Annotated in this window: 17 protein-coding genes; 9 read left to right on the plus strand and 8 right to left on the minus strand. The window is 65.6% G+C overall.

The annotated features are described in order from the left end of the window. Positions 1-49: 49 nt before the first annotated feature. From X268_RS18310 to X268_RS18325, 4 genes are all read right to left on the minus strand, one after another. Entirely contained in the window at positions 50-349 is a 300-nt protein-coding gene (locus X268_RS18310; RefSeq protein ID WP_128926233.1) for an acylphosphatase, read from the minus strand. Further along, positions 346-1,212: an isocitrate lyase/PEP mutase family protein gene (locus tag X268_RS18315; protein ID WP_128926234.1), complete on the minus strand. Its 867-nt coding sequence runs from the start codon at positions 1,210-1,212 to the stop codon at positions 346-348. Before X268_RS18315 ends, X268_RS18310 begins: the two co-directional genes overlap by 4 nt. A gap of 150 nt (positions 1,213-1,362) precedes the next feature. Next, positions 1,363-3,378 carry an acetyl-CoA carboxylase biotin carboxylase subunit gene (locus X268_RS18320; protein WP_128926235.1) on the minus strand — a complete coding sequence of 672 codons (2,016 nt, stop codon included), beginning with the start codon at positions 3,376-3,378 and terminating at the stop codon, positions 1,363-1,365. Positions 3,379-3,543: 165 nt separating this feature from the next. Then, complete coding sequence (locus tag X268_RS18325) at positions 3,544-4,635, minus strand: zinc-binding metallopeptidase family protein (protein ID WP_128926236.1); 1,092 nt, start codon at positions 4,633-4,635, stop codon at positions 3,544-3,546. 221 nt (positions 4,636-4,856) lie between these two features. On the opposite strand from X268_RS18325, the gene X268_RS18330 reads away from it, so the two are divergent. The 4 genes from X268_RS18330 to X268_RS18345 all read left to right on the plus strand — a co-directional run bounded on the left by X268_RS18330 (position 4,857) and on the right by X268_RS18345 (position 10,371). Beyond that, positions 4,857-7,334, plus strand: coding sequence for a PAS domain-containing hybrid sensor histidine kinase/response regulator (locus X268_RS18330; protein ID WP_128926237.1), 2,478 nt, complete (start codon positions 4,857-4,859; stop codon positions 7,332-7,334). A 132-nt stretch (positions 7,335-7,466) separates the two neighbouring features. Then, positions 7,467-8,738 carry an MFS transporter gene (locus X268_RS18335; RefSeq protein WP_128926238.1) on the plus strand — a complete coding sequence of 424 codons (1,272 nt, stop codon included), beginning with the start codon at positions 7,467-7,469 and terminating at the stop codon, positions 8,736-8,738. Between the two features lie 25 nt (positions 8,739-8,763). Further along, complete coding sequence (locus X268_RS18340) at positions 8,764-10,014, plus strand: arsenic transporter (RefSeq protein ID WP_164937796.1); 1,251 nt, start codon at positions 8,764-8,766, stop codon at positions 10,012-10,014. A gap of 120 nt (positions 10,015-10,134) precedes the next feature. Then, a complete protein-coding gene (locus X268_RS18345; RefSeq protein ID WP_128926240.1) occupies positions 10,135-10,371 on the plus strand; it encodes a hypothetical protein in 237 nt (78 codons plus the stop codon). 67 nt (positions 10,372-10,438) lie between these two features. Here the strand turns inward: X268_RS18345 and X268_RS18350 are convergent, their stop codons facing one another. Beyond that, positions 10,439-11,803 (minus strand): MFS transporter, encoded by a 1,365-nt coding sequence (locus X268_RS18350; RefSeq protein WP_128926241.1) that lies wholly within the window; start codon positions 11,801-11,803, stop codon positions 10,439-10,441. A gap of 120 nt (positions 11,804-11,923) precedes the next feature. Further along, positions 11,924-12,688 (minus strand): GntR family transcriptional regulator, encoded by a 765-nt coding sequence (locus tag X268_RS18355; protein WP_128926242.1) that lies wholly within the window; start codon positions 12,686-12,688, stop codon positions 11,924-11,926. A 176-nt stretch (positions 12,689-12,864) separates the two neighbouring features. Here X268_RS18355 and X268_RS18360 point away from each other — a divergent pair, with 176 nt between their 5' ends. From X268_RS18360 to X268_RS18370, 3 genes are read left to right on the plus strand one after another with little or no spacing between them, the layout of a single operon-like run. Further along, positions 12,865-14,064, plus strand: coding sequence for a mandelate racemase/muconate lactonizing enzyme family protein (locus X268_RS18360; RefSeq protein ID WP_128926243.1), 1,200 nt, complete (start codon positions 12,865-12,867; stop codon positions 14,062-14,064). 13 nt (positions 14,065-14,077) lie between these two features. Beyond that, positions 14,078-14,845 (plus strand): SDR family oxidoreductase, encoded by a 768-nt coding sequence (locus tag X268_RS18365; protein ID WP_128926244.1) that lies wholly within the window; start codon positions 14,078-14,080, stop codon positions 14,843-14,845. A 20-nt stretch (positions 14,846-14,865) separates the two neighbouring features. Further along, complete coding sequence (locus tag X268_RS18370; protein ID WP_128926245.1) at positions 14,866-15,897, plus strand: L-idonate 5-dehydrogenase; 1,032 nt, start codon at positions 14,866-14,868, stop codon at positions 15,895-15,897. On the opposite strand, the gene X268_RS18375 is transcribed toward X268_RS18370, so the two are convergent. Further along, complete coding sequence (locus X268_RS18375; RefSeq protein WP_128926246.1) at positions 15,887-16,771, minus strand: DUF3280 domain-containing protein; 885 nt, start codon at positions 16,769-16,771, stop codon at positions 15,887-15,889. The two genes, X268_RS18370 and X268_RS18375, sit on opposite strands and share 11 nt — an antisense overlap. Positions 16,772-16,961: 190 nt before the next feature. Here X268_RS18375 and X268_RS18380 point away from each other — a divergent pair, with 190 nt between their 5' ends. Then, positions 16,962-18,347: a sensor histidine kinase gene (locus X268_RS18380; protein ID WP_128926247.1), complete on the plus strand. Its 1,386-nt coding sequence runs from the start codon at positions 16,962-16,964 to the stop codon at positions 18,345-18,347. Continuing rightward, complete coding sequence (locus X268_RS18385; protein ID WP_128926248.1) at positions 18,344-19,006, plus strand: response regulator; 663 nt, start codon at positions 18,344-18,346, stop codon at positions 19,004-19,006. Before X268_RS18380 ends, X268_RS18385 begins: the two co-directional genes overlap by 4 nt. 116 nt (positions 19,007-19,122) lie before the next feature. Here X268_RS18385 and X268_RS18390 read toward each other — a convergent pair whose 3' ends face one another. Then, positions 19,123-20,085, minus strand: coding sequence for an MBL fold metallo-hydrolase (locus X268_RS18390; RefSeq protein WP_128926249.1), 963 nt, complete (start codon positions 20,083-20,085; stop codon positions 19,123-19,125). Positions 20,086-20,088 lie beyond the last annotated feature (3 nt).

Below are 20,088 nucleotides of genomic sequence, written 5' to 3' on the forward strand. Positions count from 1 at the left end.
TGGATGCCCGGGACAAGCCCGGGCATGACGACCTTTAGTGAGGATGCCCCTACACCGTCGGCAACACCGAAAACGCTTCCCCTGCCCTGCGCAAATCCAGCTCATCCGCACCGGCCGTCTCACTCGTCACACTGTCCACGCGCGAGGATGGTGGACCATGGCGGCATAGTGCGACCATGTCGGCGACATGCTTCGGTGGGCCCGCGAACAGCGCTTCCACGCTGCCGTCGCGGCGGTTACGAACCCAGCCTTCGAGGCCGCTCGCCGCCGCCTGATACTCGACCCAGGCCCGATAGCCGACGCCCTGCACGCGCCCGCGGATCATGACCTGGAGAATCGCCCGGCTCATTTCTTCAATCCGAGGACGTCGGCGCTGCGCGCCTTGACATCGGCCTCGCGCATGACGCGGGCCGTCAGCTCGGACGAAGCGAGCCCTTTGAGGTTTTTCGGCGACGCGCCTTCGCGGAGCGCCTTCAGCGTCTCGTACACGGCCTGCGTCGCGGCCGCGATCGGCGCATGGCCCTGCAGCGCGATGCGGACGCGCTGACTTGCGAGGTAATCGGGCGCGTTCAGTTCCTCCGGCGCCCCGCCAAGCACGATCGGCAGGCGCGTCGCGGCGCTAACCGCCTCGAGCTCGGCGCGCGACTTGATGCCGGTGAAGAACAGCGCATCGACGCCCGTCGCCTCGTAGGCCTTGGCACGCTTGATCGCATCCTCGATCGAGGTGATCGAAGCCGCTCCGGTGCGGCCCATGATGACCAGCGAGGCGTCGCTGCGGCCGCCGAGCGCGGCCTTCATCTTGCCAACGCCTTCCTCGAGCGAAATCAGCTGCGTCTTCGCTTCACCAAAGGCGCCCGGCAGCAGAGTGTCCTCGATGGTGAGGCCGGCGGCGCCCGCCGTCTCCAGCTCCTGCACGGTGCGGCGCACGTTCAGCGCATTGCCGTAACCATGATCGGCATCGACCAGCACGGGGAGCGCGGAGGCGCGCGACATTCGCCGCATCTGCTCGCAAAGCTCGGCGAGCGTGATCAGCGCAATATCGGGATCGCCCAGCACCGCAAGCGAGGCGACCGAACCGCCGAACATGCCGAGCGGAAAGCCGAGATCCTCGGCGATGCGGATCGAGATGGCGTCATAAACCGAACCGGGATGGACGCAAGCCCCGCCCGACAGGACGGCGCGAAGCTTCTCGCGGCGGGAACGAAAGGCCATGGGTGCCTCACTCTCAATTCCTCATCCTGAGGAGCGCGCTCTTGCGCGCGTCTCGAAGGATGCAGGCCAGGCTGGTGGCCTCCGCCCTTCGAGACGCGCGCCAACAGGCGCGCTCCTCCGGGTGACGGTCTACTGTCGTACTCCGGAGCGCTACGCAAACTCCAAAATCAGTGCGTCCACCGCAAGCGTCGCGCCGGCGCTGGCGTGGATCTTCTTCACGGTGCCGTCCTGCTCGGCGCGCAGCACGTTCTGCATCTTCATGGCTTCGACCACCGCCAGCGTCTCGCCGGCCTTGACCTCCTGCCCCTCACTCACCGCGATCGAGACGACGAGGCCCGGCATCGGGCAGAGCAGCTTCTTGCCGGTGTCGGAGGCCGCCGTCACCGGCATCAGCCGCGCAGACGTCGCTTCCGTCTCGGTCCAGACATAGACCGGCACCTCGACGCCTTGATGTGCCAGACGAATGCCGTTCGGGATCGGGCGCGCCTGCACCGCAATGAAGTGGCCATCAATGGTGCCCTGCCAGACCGGATCGCCCGGCTTCCACGGCGACCGCAGCAGATGCGCATTGCCAGCCTTGCCCTCGGGGTCGATGAAGCGGATCGCGATCGCCTCGCCCTCGCGTCCGACCTCGAGCTGGATCTCCTGGCGGTCGAGCCAGACCGCGCGGCGCCGCTCGCGCTGCACGACGCGGCCGCCCATTTGGCCGGAGATCTGCCGCTTGCGCTCCCCGAGCACGTGATCGATGGCGGCGCCGACCGCGGCGATCCGCCGGGCGACCTCGCCTTCGGGCACGCGCACCGCAAAGCCCTTGGGGAATTCCTCGGCGATGAAGCCGGTCGAAAGCCGGCCCTCGCGCCAGCGCGGATGATGCATCAGCGCGGACAGGAACGGAATGTTGTGGCGGATGCCGTCGACATAGAACGAATCCAGCGCGGTGGCCTGTGCCTCGATCGCGGCCGCGCGCGACGGCGCATGGGTGACGAGCTTGGCGATCATCGGATCGTAATGGATCGAGATCTCGCCGCCCTCCTGCACGCCGGTGTCGTTGCGGATGGTGATGCCGTCCTTGCTGGCTTCCGCTGGTGGGCGATACTTCACCAGGCGTCCGATCGAAGGCAGGAAGTTGCGGAACGGGTCTTCGGCATAGAGGCGCGATTCCACCGCCCAGCCGGTCAGCGTGACGTCTTTCTGCGCGATGGCGAGCTTCTCGCCGGCGGCAACGCGGATCATCTGCTCGACGAGGTCGATGCCGGTGACGAGCTCGGTGACGGGATGCTCGACCTGGAGGCGCGTGTTCATCTCCAGGAAGTAGAAGCTCTTGTCCTGGCCGGCGACGAACTCGACGGTGCCGGCGGAGTCGTAATTCACGGCCTTGGCGAGCGCCACGGCCTGCTCGCCCATCTTGCGGCGCGTAGCCTCGTCGAGCAGCGGCGATGGCGCTTCCTCGATGACCTTCTGGTTGCGGCGCTGGATCGAGCATTCGCGCTCGCCGAGATAGATCACGTTGCCGTGCTTGTCGCCCAGTACCTGGATCTCGATGTGGCGGGGGTCGACGATGAACTTCTCGACGAAGACGCGGTCGTCGCCGAACGAGGCCTTGGCCTCTGCCTTGGCCAGATTGAAGCCTTCGGCGACCTCGGCCTTGGAATGCGCGATGCGCATGCCCTTGCCGCCGCCGCCCGCGGAGGCCTTGATCATCACGGGGTAGCCGATCTCGTCGGCGATGCGGACGGCGTGCTTGTCGTCCTCGATGACGCCGAGATAGCCCGGCACGGTCGAGACCTTGGCCTTGGCAGCCGCCTTCTTGGATTCGATCTTGTCGCCCATCGCCGCGATCGCGCCCGGGTTCGGGCCGATGAAGACGATGCCGGCCGCCTCCAGCGCGCGCGGAAACGCCTCGCGCTCGGACAGGAAGCCGTAGCCGGGGTGCACGGCCTGCGCGCCCGTCTTGCGGCAGGCCTCCACGATCTTTTCGATCACCAGATAGCTCTCGGCCGCCGCCGGCGGGCCGATCAGCACGGCCTCGTCGGCCATCTCGACATGGAGGGCATCGCGATCGGCCTCGGAATAGACCGCAACTGTCTCGATTCCCATGCGGCGAGCGGTCTTGATGACCCGGCAGGCGATTTCGCCGCGATTGGCGATCAGAATGCGTTTGAACATGCTTTTCTTGAGTCTCGACCTTGGGCGGGACCCTTCCCCGGCCGTTGGGGCCTATCGGGACGGGCCGTGTGGCTCCCGTGGTACATCAAAATGGGCCGGAGGCAACGGTCTAAATCCGGCCCACTCTGGCGTACCAGCGCAAGACCGAAACGGGCTCGGCGAGCCCTAGGGACGGCCTGCGGCGTCCTGCGGCTTCCCAGGCTTGGCCGCGTCCCGGACCAGGCCGTGAATGAAGCCCAGCTTGGCGACCACGGCCGGCGACAGGATGAAGGGATAGAGGTCACGCAGGCCCATGGCACGGTTGACGCTGTTCATGGCGAAGGTGAAGGGCAGCCATGCAGTGACCAGCGCCTCGACGTCCCTGGCCTCGTAGGGGTTGAAACGAATGCGCGCCGTCAACTCCCCGTCGCGGTCGACCTTGGGGCGCACCTCCATGCCGAACTCGCCAGCCATCTCCAGGGTATCGACGATGTGGAGATAATGTGCCCAGGTCTCGGCGAAGTCTTCCCAGGGATGCGTGGTGGCGTAGGCGGAGACATAATTCTGCTGCCAGTCCGGCGGCGGCCCTTCGGCGTAGTGACGCTGCAAGGCCTGGCCGTAATCGGCGGAATCATCGCCGAATACCGCGCGGCATTGATCGAGCTTGCCGCCGGCCCGCACCAGCACGTCCCAGAAATAGTGCCCGACCTCGTGGCGGAAATGCCCGAGCAGCGTCCGATAGGGCTCGCCCATCTCCAGCCGGCGGCGCTCGCGCTCGATGTCGTCAGCCTCGGTGAGCGCGATCGTGATCAGACCGTTGTCGTGGCCGGTCAGGACCTTCTCGCCGCTGTGCGGATCATCGGCGAGAAAATTGAAGATCAGACCATGCTCGGGGTCGTCTTGGCGGGGCCAGAGCGGCAGCTTCCAGCGGATCAGGGAATAGAACAGACGGTGTTTCGCCACCTCCAACTCGCGCCAGCCGGCGAGCTGCGCCGGATCAGAGAGGTTCGGCACCGTCCCATTGTGGCGGCAGGCGCGGCAATAGCCGGTGGTGTCGCCCGCGTCGGTCAGCCAGTTGCAGGCATCGTATTCGGCATTCCGGCACAGCATCCGGCGTTCGCCCTTGTCGGCAAGGACCCTCCAGGCCTCCGCGTCGGGCTCTATCGCCGACATCGTCTCCTTCTCCGGCAGGAAGGCGATCCGATGGCCGCAGCGTTCGCAGGCACGGTTCTCGAAATAGAGGACGTTGCCGCAGGCCTGGCAGACAAAGAGCTTCAAGATTTAACCTCTTCGGAAAGGGGAGCCTCACGGAAGCTGGTGATTGCGCCTCGCGAAGACGCATCCGCCCGCTGATCGTTCCAGTCTCCGGAACAAATTGCCAGACCGGGCGTTGGCGAGGCATACTTTTTCCCGTCTGCGCACGTCCGCATTTTCCCGCCACGCACGTCCCTCTAGGCAATGGCCATCACGCTCCGTCTGTGTGAATATCGGTTCGGCACGTGCGCTCCCGCATGACAACGGCCGACGCCTTGAACGATCCCTTGCCAGAAACCATCGCCGCCGAAAGGCTGCGCCAGCACCTTGAAGACGTCGCGCGCGAGCGTGATAACGCCTACCGTGCGCTCCAGGAGCGCGAGGCCGAGCTGGCGCGCATCCAGCGCATCGGCAAGGTCGGCGGCGTCGAGGTCGATTTCCGCGAAGGCTTCAAGAACCGTCGTTCGCCCGAATATTTGATGATCCACGGCCTGCCGCCGGAGGCGGCGGAGGAGTCGCACGAGGATTGGGTCAATCGTATCCATCCCGACGACCGCGACGCCACCGTCAAGCACTTCTTCGAAGCTCTCGCCGGCACGAGCGAAGACTACAGCGCCGAATATCGCATCATCCGCCCCAATGACGGCGAGACCCGCTGGATCCGTGTCGTCGCCGAGATCGAGCGCGACAGGGATGGCCGCGCCATTCGCCTCGTCGGCGCCCATATCGACATCACCGACCGGATGCTCGCGCGCGAGACGCTGCGCGAAAGCGAGGAGCGCTTTCGGCTGATCGCCGACAGCGCGCCGGTGCCGATCTGGGTGACCAAGCTCGATCGCAAGCGTTCCTTCGCCAACCAGGCCTATGTGGATTTCGTCGGCCTGCCCTACGATGAGGCCATCGACTTCGACTGGCGCAAGGTGCTGCACCCGGACGACCTGCCGCACGTGCTCCAGCAATCCGTCCAGGGCGAGGCGTCACTCAAGCCCTTCGTGCTCGAAGCGCGCTACAAGAACGCCAGCGGCGAATGGCGCTGGCTGCGCTCGGAATCCCAGCCCCGCTGGGATCCGACCGGCAAGCACATCGGATTCATCGGCGTTGCCCACGACATCACCGTGGCCAAGCAGGCCGAGATCGAGCTCAGGCGGCTCAATGAGACGCTGGAGGAGCGCATTGCGGAGCGCACGGCCGAGCTCGAGTCCAACGAGGCCCGGCTGCGCGCGATCCTCGAGACCAGCAACCAATATCAGGGCCTCGTCAATCTCAAGGGCGAGCTGCTCTACGCCAACAAGACGGCGCTGGACGGCATCAAGGCAGGCTCCTCGGATGTGATCGGAAAGCCGTTGTGGGAGACGCCCTGGTTCAGCGCCACCGAGGGCATGGGCGCGCTGGTGCGCGAGGCCTTCGGCACCGTGCTCAAGGGCGAGGCTGTGCGCCTGGAGATGCGCCTGCGCCTTCCCATCGGCGATCGCGATTTCGACTTCAGCATGCGTCCCGTACTCGACCGCCACGGTAACATCACCGGCGCCGTGCCCGAGGCCGTCGACATCACCGAGCGACGCCGCGGCGAGGAAGCGCTGCGGCAGTCGCAGAAGATGGAAGCGATCGGCCAGCTCACCGGCGGCGTCGCACACGACTTCAACAATCTCCTCACCATCATCCGATCCGCCACCGATTTCCTGCGCCGCCGCGAGCTACCCGAGGAGCGCCGCCGCCGCTATGTCGACGCCATCTCCGAGACGGTCGAGCGCGCCTCCAAGCTGACCGCCCAGCTTCTGGCGTTCGCGCGCCGCCAGCCGCTGAAACCCCAGATCTTCAACGTCGGCAGCCAGGTCGAGGCCGTCGCGCAACTGGTACGGCCGCTGGTCGGTGCACGTATCGAGATCGCGGTGGAAATTCACGACGCCGACTGCTTCACCGTCGCCGACATCGCCCAGTTCGAGACCGCGCTGATCAACCTCGCCATCAACGCCCGGGACGCCATGGACGGCGAAGGCCGCCTCGTCATTGCCGTGCGCAAGGTCTCTGGCATCCCGAGCCTGCGCGCGCAGTCGGCGCGCGGCGGCGACTACGTCGCCATCTCCGTCACCGACACCGGCAGCGGGATCGCGCCGGAACATCTCGACTCGATCTTCGAACCGTTCTTCACCACCAAGGAGGTCGGCAAGGGCACGGGCCTCGGCCTCAGCCAGGCTTTTGGTTTCGCAAAGCAGTCCGAGGGTGACGTCGCGGTGACGAGCACCCCGGGCAAGGGTGCGACCTTCACCATCTATCTGCCGCAGGCGCAAAGCCCGGCGACGGACAAGGAAGCCGCGGCACTGACCCACGAGGCGGCAGCCAGCGGGCGCGGCTATCGCGTGCTCGTGGTCGAGGACGACGACGAAGTCGGCCGCTTCTCCACCGAGCTGCTGGAAGATCTCGGCTATGTCGTTCGCCGCGTCGCCAACGCCAACGCTGCGCTGGCGATCCTCGGCGAAAACGAATTTGCCGTCGACCTCGTGTTTTCCGACGTCATCATGCCCGGCATGAACGGCGTCGAGCTTGCCGGCATCATCCGCGAGCGCTATCCGGGCCTGCCCGTGGTGCTCACCTCCGGCTACAGCAACGTGCTCGCCGAAAACGCCCATCGCGGCTTCGAACTGATCCAGAAGCCGTATTCGGTGGAATCGCTGTCGCGAATCCTGCGCAAGGCGATCACGGAGAAGCTATCGGTGGCGAGGTGAAGGTGACGTGCGCCGGCGGCTGCCGGCACCGTTGCGCCGACCCAACGCGCAGATGTGAAGTTGAAGGCGGGAACAATGATGCCATGATATCGGTTCTTGCCGCGGCACTTCCCTGCCTCGATCGAGACACCGATGTCCAGCGAAAACCCCGATCAGGCAAGGCAGGCCGGCCGCGCGCTGGATGCGGCCAATTTCTTCCTCGCCGATGTCCGCGACGGCCTCGGCCCCTATCTCGCCGTCTATCTTCTCACCGAGCAGCACTGGGACGAGGCGCGCATCGGCCTCGTGATGTCGATCGCGACCATCGCCGGCATCGTGGCACAGACGCCGGCCGGCGCGCTGGTTGACGCGACGCGGGCAAAGCGACTGGTAATGGCCATCGCCGCAATCATGGTGACGCTGGCCTCGCTGTCGCTGCCATTGTTTCCGAGCTTCCTGCCGGTCGCGATCTCGCAAGGCATCGCCCAGGCTGCTGCCGTGGTCTTTCCACCCGCGATCGCCGCCGTCTCCCTCGGCATCTTCGGCCATGCCGCCTTCACCCGACGGATCGGCCGCAACGAGACCTTCAACCACGCCGGCAATGCCGTCGCGGCCGCACTGGCGGGCGTCTCTGCCTATTGGTTCGGCCCGACCGTCGTGTTCTATCTTCTCGGCGCAATGGCGAGCGCGAGCCTCCTCAGCATCCTCACGATCCCCACTCGCGCCATCGATCACGACCTCGCCCGCGGGCTGCACGATGCGGACACGGCTGCGCAGCGGGACACGCCGTCGGGCCTCGCCGTGCTCCTGACCTGCCGTCCCCTGCTCGTCTTTGCGGCCTGTGTCCTGCTCTTCCACCTCTCCAACGCGGCGATGCTGCCGCTGGTCGGGCAGAAGCTTGCGCTGCAGGACAAGAACATGGGCACCAGCCTGATGTCGGCCTGCATCGTCGCCGCGCAATTGGTGATGGTGCCGTTTGCCCTGCTGGTCGGAGCCAGGGCCGACCGCTGGGGCCACAAGCGATTCTTCCTCGCAGCGCTGTTGATCCTCCCGATCCGCGGCGCACTGTACACGCTCTCCGACAATCCGTTCTGGCTGGTCGGCGTGCAGTTGCTCGACGGCGTCGGCGCCGGCATCTTTGGTGCGATCTTTCCCGTCATCGTCGCCGATCTCATGCGCAACACCGGCCGTTTCAACGTCGCGCAAGGCGCGGTCATTACCGCCCAGAGCATTGGCGCGGCGCTGTCGACGACGCTGGCCGGTTTCGTCGTGGTCGGCGCGGGCTATAGCGCGGCATTCATCACCCTCGGCATCGTCGCCGCAATCGGTGCCATCATCTGCTTTCTCGCCCTGCCCGAGACACGACATGGCACCTCGCGCCGGGGGGAGACAGCAGCGCCGGCATCCGCTATCGCTGCCGAATGAACGCATTTCATCTCAAGGACTGACCGTGCCGTCTGCCGCCATTTGGGCCTGGAGCATCATCGCCGTCGCGACCGCAGGCGTCATCGTCCGGCCGTTTCGCCTGCCCGAAGCGATCTGGGCCGTGATCGGCGCGAGCGCCCTGGTGCTATCAGGCTTGCTGCCGTGGCGGGATGCCCTCGCCGGCATCGAAAAGGGCCTCGACGTCTACCTCTTCCTGATCGGCATGATGCTGATCGCCGAGCTCGCGCGGCTCGAAGGCCTGTTCGACTATCTCGCCGCGCTCGCGGTGGAATATGCGGCCGGCTCGCCGCAGCGGCTGTTCCTGCTGATCTATCTCGTCGGCACGCTCGTGACGGTGCTGCTCTCCAACGATGCCACCGCGATCGTGCTGACGCCGGCTGTCTATGCCGCGACGCGCGCGGCCGGCGCAAAACCGCTGCCCTATCTCTTCGTCTGCGCCTTCATCGCCAATGCCGCGAGCTTCGTGCTGCCGATTTCCAACCCCGCCAATCTCGTCGTGTTCGGCGCGCGCATGCCACACCTGACGGAATGGCTGCGCCTGTTCGTCCTGCCATCAGTGGCCTCGATCCTGCTGACCTATATCGTGCTGCGCCTGACCCAGCACCGCGCGCTGAAGGATGAGACGATTGCGCGTGCCGTGCCACATCCCAAGCTCGGCCGCGGCGGCAAGCTGACGGCCATCGGCATCGTCGCGATCGGCGTCGTGCTGGTCACGGCGTCAGCGCTGGACAAGCAGCTGGGCCTGCCGACCTTCATCTGTGGCGGCGTCACGGCCGCGATCGTGCTGCTGCTCAGCCGGCAGTCGCCCGTGCCCGTACTGCGGGGCGTGTCCTGGAGCGTGCTGCCGCTGGTCGGCGGGCTCTTCGTCATGGTGGAGGCGCTCATCAAGACCGGTGTGATCGCGCAGCTCAGCGCGCTGCTGCACCAGGCGGTCGCGCAATCGGTGCCGCAGGCGGCCTGGAGCGTCGGCATCGCCACCGCGCTGGCCGACAACATCGCCAACAACCTTCCGGTGGGCCTCGTCGCCGGATCGGTCGCCGCCAGCGATCATTTGCCGGCGCCGGTCGTCAGCGCCATTCTGATCGGCGTCGATCTCGGCCCCAATCTGTCGGTGACCGGATCGCTCGCCACCATTCTCTGGCTGGTCGCGCTCCGCCGGGAAAAAATCGAGGTCGGCGCCTGGCCGTTCCTCAAGCTCGGCCTGCTGGTGACGCCGCCCGCCCTGATAGCCGCCCTGGCGGCGGCAATCAGGTAAGGGAAACCGGACGTAGCTTCGACATGACGTGCCAGCTGTTTGCGGTGCGTCAATGCCGGCGGCGACGCTGAGCCTAGAGTTTCGTTGTCGCGCAAATCAGCGCGGCAAGGAAGGTCTATCATGCAAATCCAATCGAAAGCATTGCCGCAGAGCTTCTCCCTGCGGCGCACGATCCGGAGCCTCACCGCAGCGGGCGAGAGCGGCGCCGAGGCGGCCCATCCCCTGCTGATCGTCACCGCAGTGGCGTTGTTCGCCCTGTTCGCGATCGTGGAGATCGACCTCCACACCGTCCAGCTTCAGGCGCTCGGCCTGCTCGGCCATGGGATGGGAATCGATCCGGTGTTCCTGAGCCCTTAGTCGCCGTCGCGCAGCATTTCGAACTCCCTCCCGATCGCGGCCATGGCCGCGACCGGGCCGTGCTTCGTCAGTCGTTCTCGTAGCCGTAGACTTCCGGCAGGATGAAGATTGCGGCGAGCAATCCGATCAGCGGGAAGATCGCGACCGTCAGCGTGGCATTGGCCTGCCCGATCGCGGCAAACACTGTCGGGAACAGGAAGATCGCCAGGAACGACGGCAGCTTCACGAACATGTAGGCGAAGCCGCTGGCGGTGCCGCGATATTTGGGCTTGGCGACCATGGTCGGGATCGTCATGCAGTTCGACGCATCCCAATAATGGCCCCACAACATCGCGGCGGCCGCGAACGGCAGCAGGATCTTGTTGTCGGTGTAGAGCGCGAAGGCCGCGACCAGCAGCGCAGCCAGCACGATCGAGAAGCCCGCGATCGAGATGCCGCGGTGGCCGATCTTGGGCGTCAGCAGCGGACCGACCCAACCCGACAGTGCGGCGAAGGAGAACAGCGCCATCGTCACCAGATTGATGCCGAGCACGCTCGACACGCCGACCATCACGAAGAGTACCGGCAGATAGAACGCGAAGGTCGAGAACTCGCTGGCTTGCACGAAGCAGGCGATCCAGCCGTAGATCGTCGCACGCCAGCGGATCGGATCCTTCCTGAGATCGGCGAGGAACGCGCGGGTCGAGACCTTCGGCATCTCGACGTCATGGTCCGGCAACATGTCGAGATTGTCGTTGAACATCTCGCGCGCGACCTGCTTGGCCTCGCGGTAGCGGCCCTTCTGCCCCAGCCATACCGCCGTCTCCGGCACGTCGTGCCGCATGATCAGGATGATCAGCGCCGGCACCGCGCCGAGCCCGAGCGTCACGCGCCACAATATCTCGTGATTCATGTCGATCAGCAGGAAGATCACGATGACGCCGATGGTGAGGACCTCGCCGACCGCGAACATGAACTGCCAGCGGTTGCCCATGACCTCGCGCTCGCCCTTGGCCATGGATTCCATGATGTAAGTGTAGCCGGTCGAGATGTCTGAGCCGAGCGGAATGCCGAGCAGGAAGCGGATCACGATGAGCCAGGTGATATCAGGCACGAAGGCCTGCGCCAGCGCTAGCACGATGAACATTACCATCGTGGCCAGGAACATCACGCGGCGGCCGATCTTGTCGGACAGCCAGCCGCCGAGCAGTGCACCGATCAAGGCGCCGCCCTGCGTTCCCGCCGCGGCGAGGCCCAGCATCAGAGCCGAAGGATTGTACTGTTCCTTGATGAAGATCAGCACGAAGGCGATCGAATAGAGATCCCAGGCTTCGACCAGGATCGAGGCCATCATCAGCCAGCCGACCTTGTTGCCCTTGGGACTGTAGTTCGTGATGAGGTAGCGGACCGCGGCTTCGCTCGCGGTCGGTTGTGGCATCGCCATCGTTGACATTCTTCTTCCTTTCTCAGAACTCTCTAAAGAGCGATGAGATTGAGATCTCATCGCTCTTTAGCTTGTTGTCTTGCGCATGATCTCTTCGGAAAACCGCTTCACACTTTTCCGGATCATGCGCTACGCGCCGAGCAGCGGCTCGATACTGCAATCGAGCAGGCGCGGGTCGATCCCCGCCTCCATGCCCGTGAACATCTCGCCCATGTAGTCGATCAGGGCATCGCTCGCCTTCACAGCGTCCTCGACACGGCGGCTGGCCACCGCGTTCAGAATGGCGAGATGATGATCGATCGTGCCGGACAGGTCGGCCTGCCCCGGCATGAAGCGGTGATGGATGTAGCCGATGCGACGATACAGCGTGTGCAGCGGCCGCAGCGTATGGACCAGGAACGGCTCGCCGGCCGCCTCCAGCACCAGCGCATCAATGCGGCGGTCGAGGCTGTTGAACTCGTCGAGTGTCAAAGTGGCGCGGCGTTCGCGCAGCAAACGCTCGATATGCAGCGCCTGATTGCGGTGGGAAAGGCTGGCGCGATCGGCCGCGAGGCGAATGACAAAACGCTCCATGTCGCGGCGGAGGCCAAGCAGCATGCGTTCGCGCGCCAGATCGATCGGCGCGATGTGCAGGCCGTGACGCGGGCGGATGATGATGAGGGTGTCGGCGGAGAGACGATTGACGGCGTGATGCACGGGCGTGCGGCCGAAACCAGTGATTTGCTGCAATTCCAGCATGGTCATGAACTGGCCTGGCTTGAGCTCGCAATGAACCAGGAGCTCTTCGATCCTTTGATAGGCCAACTCGAAAAAGTTGAGACGGTTGCTACGGGAAGGCCTGCCCTCGCCGTCATCGTTTCTCACCACCTCGAGCGCGCGCTTGCGCCGTGCCATGTCGTCCTCCCGTCAGCCCGCGCTCTCGTTGCAGGATGGCGCCCTGTTTGTGGCAGCCTTAAAACATGTTGTGATATATTACAAGCAGGCGTAAGACGTCGGCGCTGCCTGCAGCATGTTGCAGCGCAAAATGAGACGTCGGGTGCGAAGCGCCTATCGATGGGAGGGTAGTTGCCGTGAAGATCACGTCGATCGAGACACTGCGCACTGAGGAATTTTCCAACGTCATCTGGGTCCGCATCCACACCGACACCGGCATGATCGGGCTCGGCGAGACCTTCTATGGCGCGGGCGCGGTCGAGGCGCAGATCCACGACACCTTTGCCGGCCGGCTGCTCGGCCGCAATCCCCTGCACATCGAAGCGATCCATCGCGACATGCTCACCCTGCCGATGGCGCAGTCCTCGACCGGCGTCGAATATCGCGCGGCGTCCGCGATCGACATTGCGCTGTGGGACCTGTTCGGCAAGGTCTGCAATCAGCCGGTGCACCAGATGCTCGGCGGCCTCTGCCGCGACAAGCAGCGCATCTACAATACCTGCGCCGGCACGCAATATGTCCGCTCGACCAATATCAGTCCGGTCTCGAACTGGAATCTCGGCGCGTCCAAGGGTCCTTACGAGGATCTAGACGGCTTCATGAACCGCGCCGATGCCCTCGCCGAAAGCCTGTTGGAGAGCGGCATCTCGGCGATGAAGATCTGGCCGTTCGATCCGGCGGCCCAGGAGAACAAGGGGCTCTACATCACCGCCGCGCAGATGAAGCAAGCGATCGAGCCGTTCGAGAAGATCCGAAAAGCGGTCGGCGACAAGATGGAGATCATGGTCGAGCTCCACTCGCTCTGGAACCTGCCGACCGCCAAGCAGATCGCGCGCGCACTCGAGCCCTACAAGCCGACCTGGTACGAAGACCCGATCCGGATGAACTCGCCGCAGGCGCTGGCCGAATACGCCCGCTCCACCGATGTCTGGGTCTGCGCCAGCGAGACGCTGGGCTCGCGTTTCCCGTACAAGGACATGCTCGACCGCGACGCCATGCATGTGGTGATGGCCGACCTGTGCTGGACCGGCGGCCTCACCGAGGGCCGCAAGATCGCCGCGATGGCCGAGACCTATCACCGGCCTTTTGCTCCGCATGACTGCATTGGCCCGATCGGCTTCATCGCCGCCATCCACATGTCGTTCAGCCAGCCCAACACGCTGATCCAGGAATCGGTGCGCGCCTTCTACAAGGGCTGGTACAATGAGCTCGTCACCACGATGCCGGTAATCAAGGACGGCTTTGTCTTCCCGATGGAGGGCCCCGGCCTCGGCGTCGACCTCCTGCCTGCCGTGTTCGACCGCACCGATCTCACCGTGCGCCGCTCCAACGTCTAAGGACTTTTCCGACATGAGCACCTCCCTCTTCGATCTCTCCGGCCGCACGGCGCTCGTGACCGGCTCGTCCCGCGGCCTCGGCCGCGCCATCGCCGAGGGCATGGCGAAGGCTGGCGCGAAGATCATTATCAACGGCGTCGACCCAAAGCGGGTCGAGCAGGCCGTCGCCGAGTTTCGTGCCGCGGGCCATCAGGCCGAAGGCGCCGCGTTCGATGTCACCGACGAGGGTGCGATCGTCGCCGCCTTCAACGACTTCGACAAAAAAGGCATTGCGGTCGACATCGTCGTCAACAATGCCGGCATCCAGCACCGCAAGCCGCTGGTCGAGTTCACCACCGACGAATGGCGCAAGGTGATCGAGACCAACCTCACCAGCGCCTTCGTGATTGGCCGCGAGGCGGCCAAGCGCATGATCCCGCGCAAGCACGGCAAGATCATCAATATCGGCTCGCTCGGCAGCGAGCTCGCCCGACCCACCATTGCGCCCTACACCGCGGCCAAGGGCGGCATCAAGAATCTCACCCGCTCAATGGCGGTGGAATGGGCCCAGCACGGCATCCAGGCCAATGCGATCGGCCCCGGCTACATGCTGACCGACATGAACGAGGCGCTGGTCAACAATGCCGATTTCAACAACTGGCTGATGGGGCGCATCCCCTCCAAGCGCTGGGGCAAGCCGGACGAGCTGGTCGGCGCGGCGATCTTCCTGGCGTCGGATGCCTCCACCTATGTCAACGGCCAGATCATCTATGTCGACGGCGGCATGATCGCCGCGATGTGACCGCGAACCAGGAGCAGACCATGCGCGCCGTCGTCATCCACGCCCCGAAGGATTTGCGGATCGACAGCTACCCCGATCCGGCGCCCGGCTCGGGCGAGGTCCGCATCAAGATCGCCAATGGCGGCATCTGCGGCTCCGACCTGCACTACTACCATCACGGCGGCTTCGGCGTCGTCCGCATCCAGCAGCCGATGGCACTGGGGCACGAGATCGCCGGTGTCGTCGCCGCGGTTGGTGATGGTGTCGGCAGCGTGAAGGCAGGCACGCGCGTCGCGGTTAATCCAAGCAAACCGTGCGGGGCATGCACGCATTGCCAGGACGGCATGCGCAACCAGTGCCTCGACATGCGCTTCCTCGGCAGCGCAATGCGCTTTCCCCATGTGCAAGGTGGTTTCCGTGAGTTCATCACGGTCGACGCCTCGCAGGCCGTGCCGATCGCGGACAAGCTCTCGCTGGCGGAAGCGGCGGTCGCCGAGCCGCTCGCGGTGTGCCTGCATGCCGGCAAGCAGGCCGGTCTCCTGCTCGGCAAGCGCGTGCTGATCACCGGCTGCGGCCCGATCGGCGCGCTGATGATCCTGGTGTCGCGCTTCGCAGGTGCGTCCGAGATCGTCGTGACTGATGTGGCCGAGGCGCCGCTCGTGGCCGCCCGAAAGCTCGGCGCCACACACGCCCTCAATGTCGCGACCGATGCCGCAGCGCTCGATCCCTGGCGCGCCGGCAAGGGCGTGTTCGACACGCTGTTCGAAGCCTCCGGCAACCAGGCCGCGCTCCGCACCGCGCTGGACGTGCTGCGTCCCGGCGCAACCCTGGTGCAGCTCGGCCTCGGCGGCGAGATGACGCTGCCGATCAACTCCATCGTCGCCAAGGAATTGCAGCTACGCGGCACATTCCGCTTCGACCCCGAGTTCGAGCTCGCGGTGCGCCTGATGGGCGAAGGCTTGATCGACGTGAAGCCGCTGATCACGGCCACCATGCCGTTCGAGAACGCGGTCGCCGCCTTCGAGCTCGCCAGCGACCGCTCGCAGTCGATGAAGGTGCAGCTTACTTTTTAGCAGCGCCTGCAGCTTGCTGACTCTCGACCAGCCGGTCGCTGACCAGCCGAACCGCGCCGCGTTTCCACGAATAGTCCGCGCCCATACGCAAGCCGCTGTCGCCGCGCGCCAGCACCGCGCCGGTGCTGGCATCGCGAACCTGGAAGCGGAGCGTGTATTCGGTGCGGCTGATCCGCCGCACCACCCCGATCAGCGATTGATCGGCCCCGAGCCCCTTCGCAATCGCAGCCTCGCAGCCGCCGCAGTCGCGCAGCGCACCCGCCCTCGCCGCCTCCCCACCGACCTCGACGATGCGGTAACGGCCGGATTGGCCAAGGAGGTCACGCACACTGCCGGTGACCTCAGCCAGGTGCGACGCGTCCGACGCGGCTGAGCCGCTCACCGAGGCTGCGGTCGTGTCCTCGAGCTCGAAATCGAACACGGCGAGCGCGACCGGAGCAGGTGTTGCGAGCGCAGCCATGACCTCGCGCGAGACGAACATCTCGGCGCGCTCCCAGGATTCATCATTGTCGCCGCGAAAGGTGTAGAGCTTGTCCATCACGAGCTTCTTGGTGCCGGCATCGATCACGGCAACCTTGGCCCATTGCACCAGCGTGCTCGTCTTCTGGATGCCGCCGATGACCTTGAACGCGGCGCCTTCCTGGGCCGAGGGCACCAGGTGATAGCGCCCACCCTTCTCGATGTCGCGCCGCATCGCGGCCATGAACGCCGACAGCCGCCGCTCGTGGGCCGCAGTCTGGTTGGTCGGCTCGGCCGACGTATCGGTATAGCTGAAATCGTCCATGGCAACGCCGATGGGGGCCTCGGCGGCAGCCGGCGCACAGGGCAGGAGGAAGAGCAGAAGCGCAGGAAGGATCGACCGGGAGAGGTGCATGAGCGGGGCCTTGCGAGGTGGAGCGGGTCGGAAATCTCGACGGCAGCCCGAGGCGCTGCAACGGGGGGAATCCCGGCGAGCCCCGGGAAAATTTCACGACGTTGCACTGCGGTAACGCCTGACGCTTTCCGCGGCTGGCGTTCTGCCGTTTAATGCGGAGGCGACAAACCCGTTCGCGCAAGGCACCCCGATGTGGAACCGCCCGAGATTCGATCTCAAGGTCCGATTGACGTTGCGCGTGGCCGCGATATCGGCCGCCTGCTTCGCCGGGATCTCCGCCTATTTCCTGATCACGGCCGATCGTGAGGCCCATGCGCGCATCGACAGCATCGCCGCCATCGTGGCGAAGTCACTGGAGCTGCAGCAGGGCAAGATCCAGTGGGTGGCCGGTCCGCGCTCGGACTTCCCCAACCTCGACCCCGTCGCCGCCTATGTGATGACGCCCGGCCTGTGCCTGGCATTCCGCGGCGCCAGCGGCGAGATGCTGCAGCGGTTCTGCAGTGGCGCACCTGCTCCGGCGAGCCCACCGCCGCAGGCCTTTGCGGCCTTCTATCGCAGCCTGTTCGATCCCGGCCGCGAAGCGGCGCGGCCTGTGATCGCGCGCGGCACGAAGCTCGGCGAGACCGTGGTCTCGGTCGATCCGGCGGTACAGACAGCCGAAGCCTGGCACGAGGCCGGCCGCCTGATGATCGCGCTTGCGATCGCACTGCCGCTCTTGTGCCTGCTGGTCTACGCCGCGCTGGCACGCGCACTGCGTCCGACCCGCCTGATCTGCACCGGCCTCGAGCGGATCGCGGCCAACGACCTCTCGGCACGGCTGCCGCCGTTCGACCTCGCCGAACTCTCCGCGATCCGCGACGGCTTCAACCATCTCGCCGAGAGCCTCGACACCGCGCTTGCCGAACGCAGCGAGCTGACGCGGAAGCTGATCGCGCTGCAGGACGACGAGCGCCGCCATCTCGCGCGCGAGCTGCACGACGAGTTCGGCCAGTCGCTGGCCGCCATCCGCGCGCTGGCCTCCTCCGCCCGCCAGACCGCCGCGCAGGATTGCCCAGCTTTGCTGTCCGAATGCGACGGTATCGCGCGCACCGCGACCGGCATGATGGAGACGCTGCGCGGCGCGTTGTTCCGGCTGCGGCCGCCCGACGTCGAGGAGCTCGGGCTCGTTGCGAGCTTGGAAGGCCTCGTCGCCGGCTGGAATGGCCGCAGCCGCGGCGAGACGCGCTTCACGATCCAATTCGACGGCGCGTTCGAGACCCTGCCTGCCGCGATCAGCGCCAATCTCTACCGCATCGTGCAGGAGGCGCTCACCAACGCCGCCAAGCACGCCGGCGCCACCAAGGTCGGCCTGCAGCTGACGATGGCTGCAGACGAGATCGCGCTGGCCATCGACGACGACGGCCGGCCGAGCGATGCATCGGGCAAGTCCGGCATGGGCCTGCTCGGCATGCGCGAGCGCGTTGCGGCCTTGCGCGGCCGGATGAGCTTCGACGTCGGCCGCAACGGCGGCTCGGCGCTGCGCATCACCATCCCATTCGCCGCCACCGATCGGCAGGGGCTGGAGCACGCGGCATGAGCGCAGCCGATGCGTCCATCCTGCTGGTCGACGACCATTCCGTCGTCCGCGAGGGTTATCGCTCCGTGCTCCAGAAGCAGCCGGGCCTGCGCGTCGTCGCCGAAGCCGCCGACGGCGCAGAGGCCTATCGCCTGTACAAATCCGAGACCCCCGACCTCGTCATCATGGACCTGAGCATGCCCGGCATCGGCGGCATCGAGGCCGTCAGGCGGATCAGGCAATGGGACAAGGGCGCGAGGATCCTCGTCTTCACCATGCACCAGAATGCGGGCTTCGCCGTGCAGGCGATCCGTGCCGGCGCCAGGGGTTACGTCACCAAGACCAGCCCGCCGGAAACGCTGGTGCGGGCCGTGATGGACGTGCTCGCCGGCAAGATCGCTATCAGCCCCGACATCGATCACGAGCTCGCGCTGAGCCGGCTCGGCGGCGAAAGCTCGGCCACCGACCTCCTCACCGCGCGCGAGTTCGAGGTGCTGCGATTGCTGCTCGCCGAGAAGACGACGGACGAGATCGCCGAGACGCTCCATGTCAGCCCGAAGACGGTGGCCAACCTGCATTCGCTGATCAAGGACAAGCTCGGCGTCGGCTCCGACATCGAGCTGGTCCGCCTCGCGCTACGCCAGGGACTGCTGACGGAGCCGGATCTCGGCGAGGCCTGATCGTCACGTGCCGATAGAGCATTTTCGGTTCTGATCGAATCAGAACCGAAGCTCTAGATTCTTGTTTTGATGCGTTTTCTTCCCGCGAACCGGTGTCCACTTCGCTCGAAAACGCGTTAGGGCGCAAGCCTCGCTCCATCATGCGCAAACGCCTCGACCGCGTCGCCGATCGCAAACGACATCATGTCGCGGCCGACGAGCAGAGGTCCCTTGTAGCTCGTGCGCGTGCGCAGGATCAGCGGCTCCTCCGGAATGTCAGGCGCAGGCTTCACCACGCCGAACACGATGTGGGAATAAACGGCGAGCTTTGGCTTGGCGGATGCAAAGATCCGGCCGGCCTCCTCGGGCGAGGTGTGGTGCGCCTGAATGTCCTTATAGACTGGACTTTTGACCAATAGTTCCGGCTCGATCACCGCGACTTCGTGGATCAGCAGGTCGGCGCCCTCGGCCGCCTTCGCGATCCGCTCGTCGTACTTGGTGTCGCCGGACAGCACCCCCCTGTGGCCGCCATATTCGACGACGTAACCGAACGACGGCCTGATCTTCTCGCCGTGATTGACTTCGATCGCGGTGACCTTGACGCCGTTGTTGTCGTAGACGACCCCGGCCTCGATGTCCTTTGCGGCAAATGTGATCGCCACGGGATCGAGGTGTTCGTCATCGATGCGAATGCGGATGTCGTCGGCAAAGGCCTTCGTCAGGTTCTCCGTCATCGCAACGGTGCCCTTGGGCCCGTAGAGCTTCATCGGTCCTTTGCGGGATGCCCAGGGGGTGGCGAGCCAGCCGGTCAGCCACATATCGGGAAGGCCGACGAGATGATCGGAATGCAGATGCGTGATGAAATTCGCGGTGACCGCGCCGAGCGGGATCTTCAGCTTGTAGAGCTGCATGGTCGAGCCCCGGCCGAGATCGAACAGCAGCTTCTCGCTCCCCGCCTCCACCAGTGTCGAGGCGCTGAAGCTCGTCGGCCGCGGCGTCGGCACGCCGGTGCCCAGCAGCGTGACCTTGATCGGTTCGGCAGGCGCAGACGTGCTGAGCGCGAGCAGCACGAGGCCTGCCCGCACGAGGTTCGTGAGCATAAC

Origin of the sequence: Bradyrhizobium guangxiense, assembly GCF_004114915.1 — a bacterium.
Lineage (GTDB): Bacteria > Pseudomonadota > Alphaproteobacteria > Rhizobiales > Xanthobacteraceae > Bradyrhizobium > Bradyrhizobium guangxiense.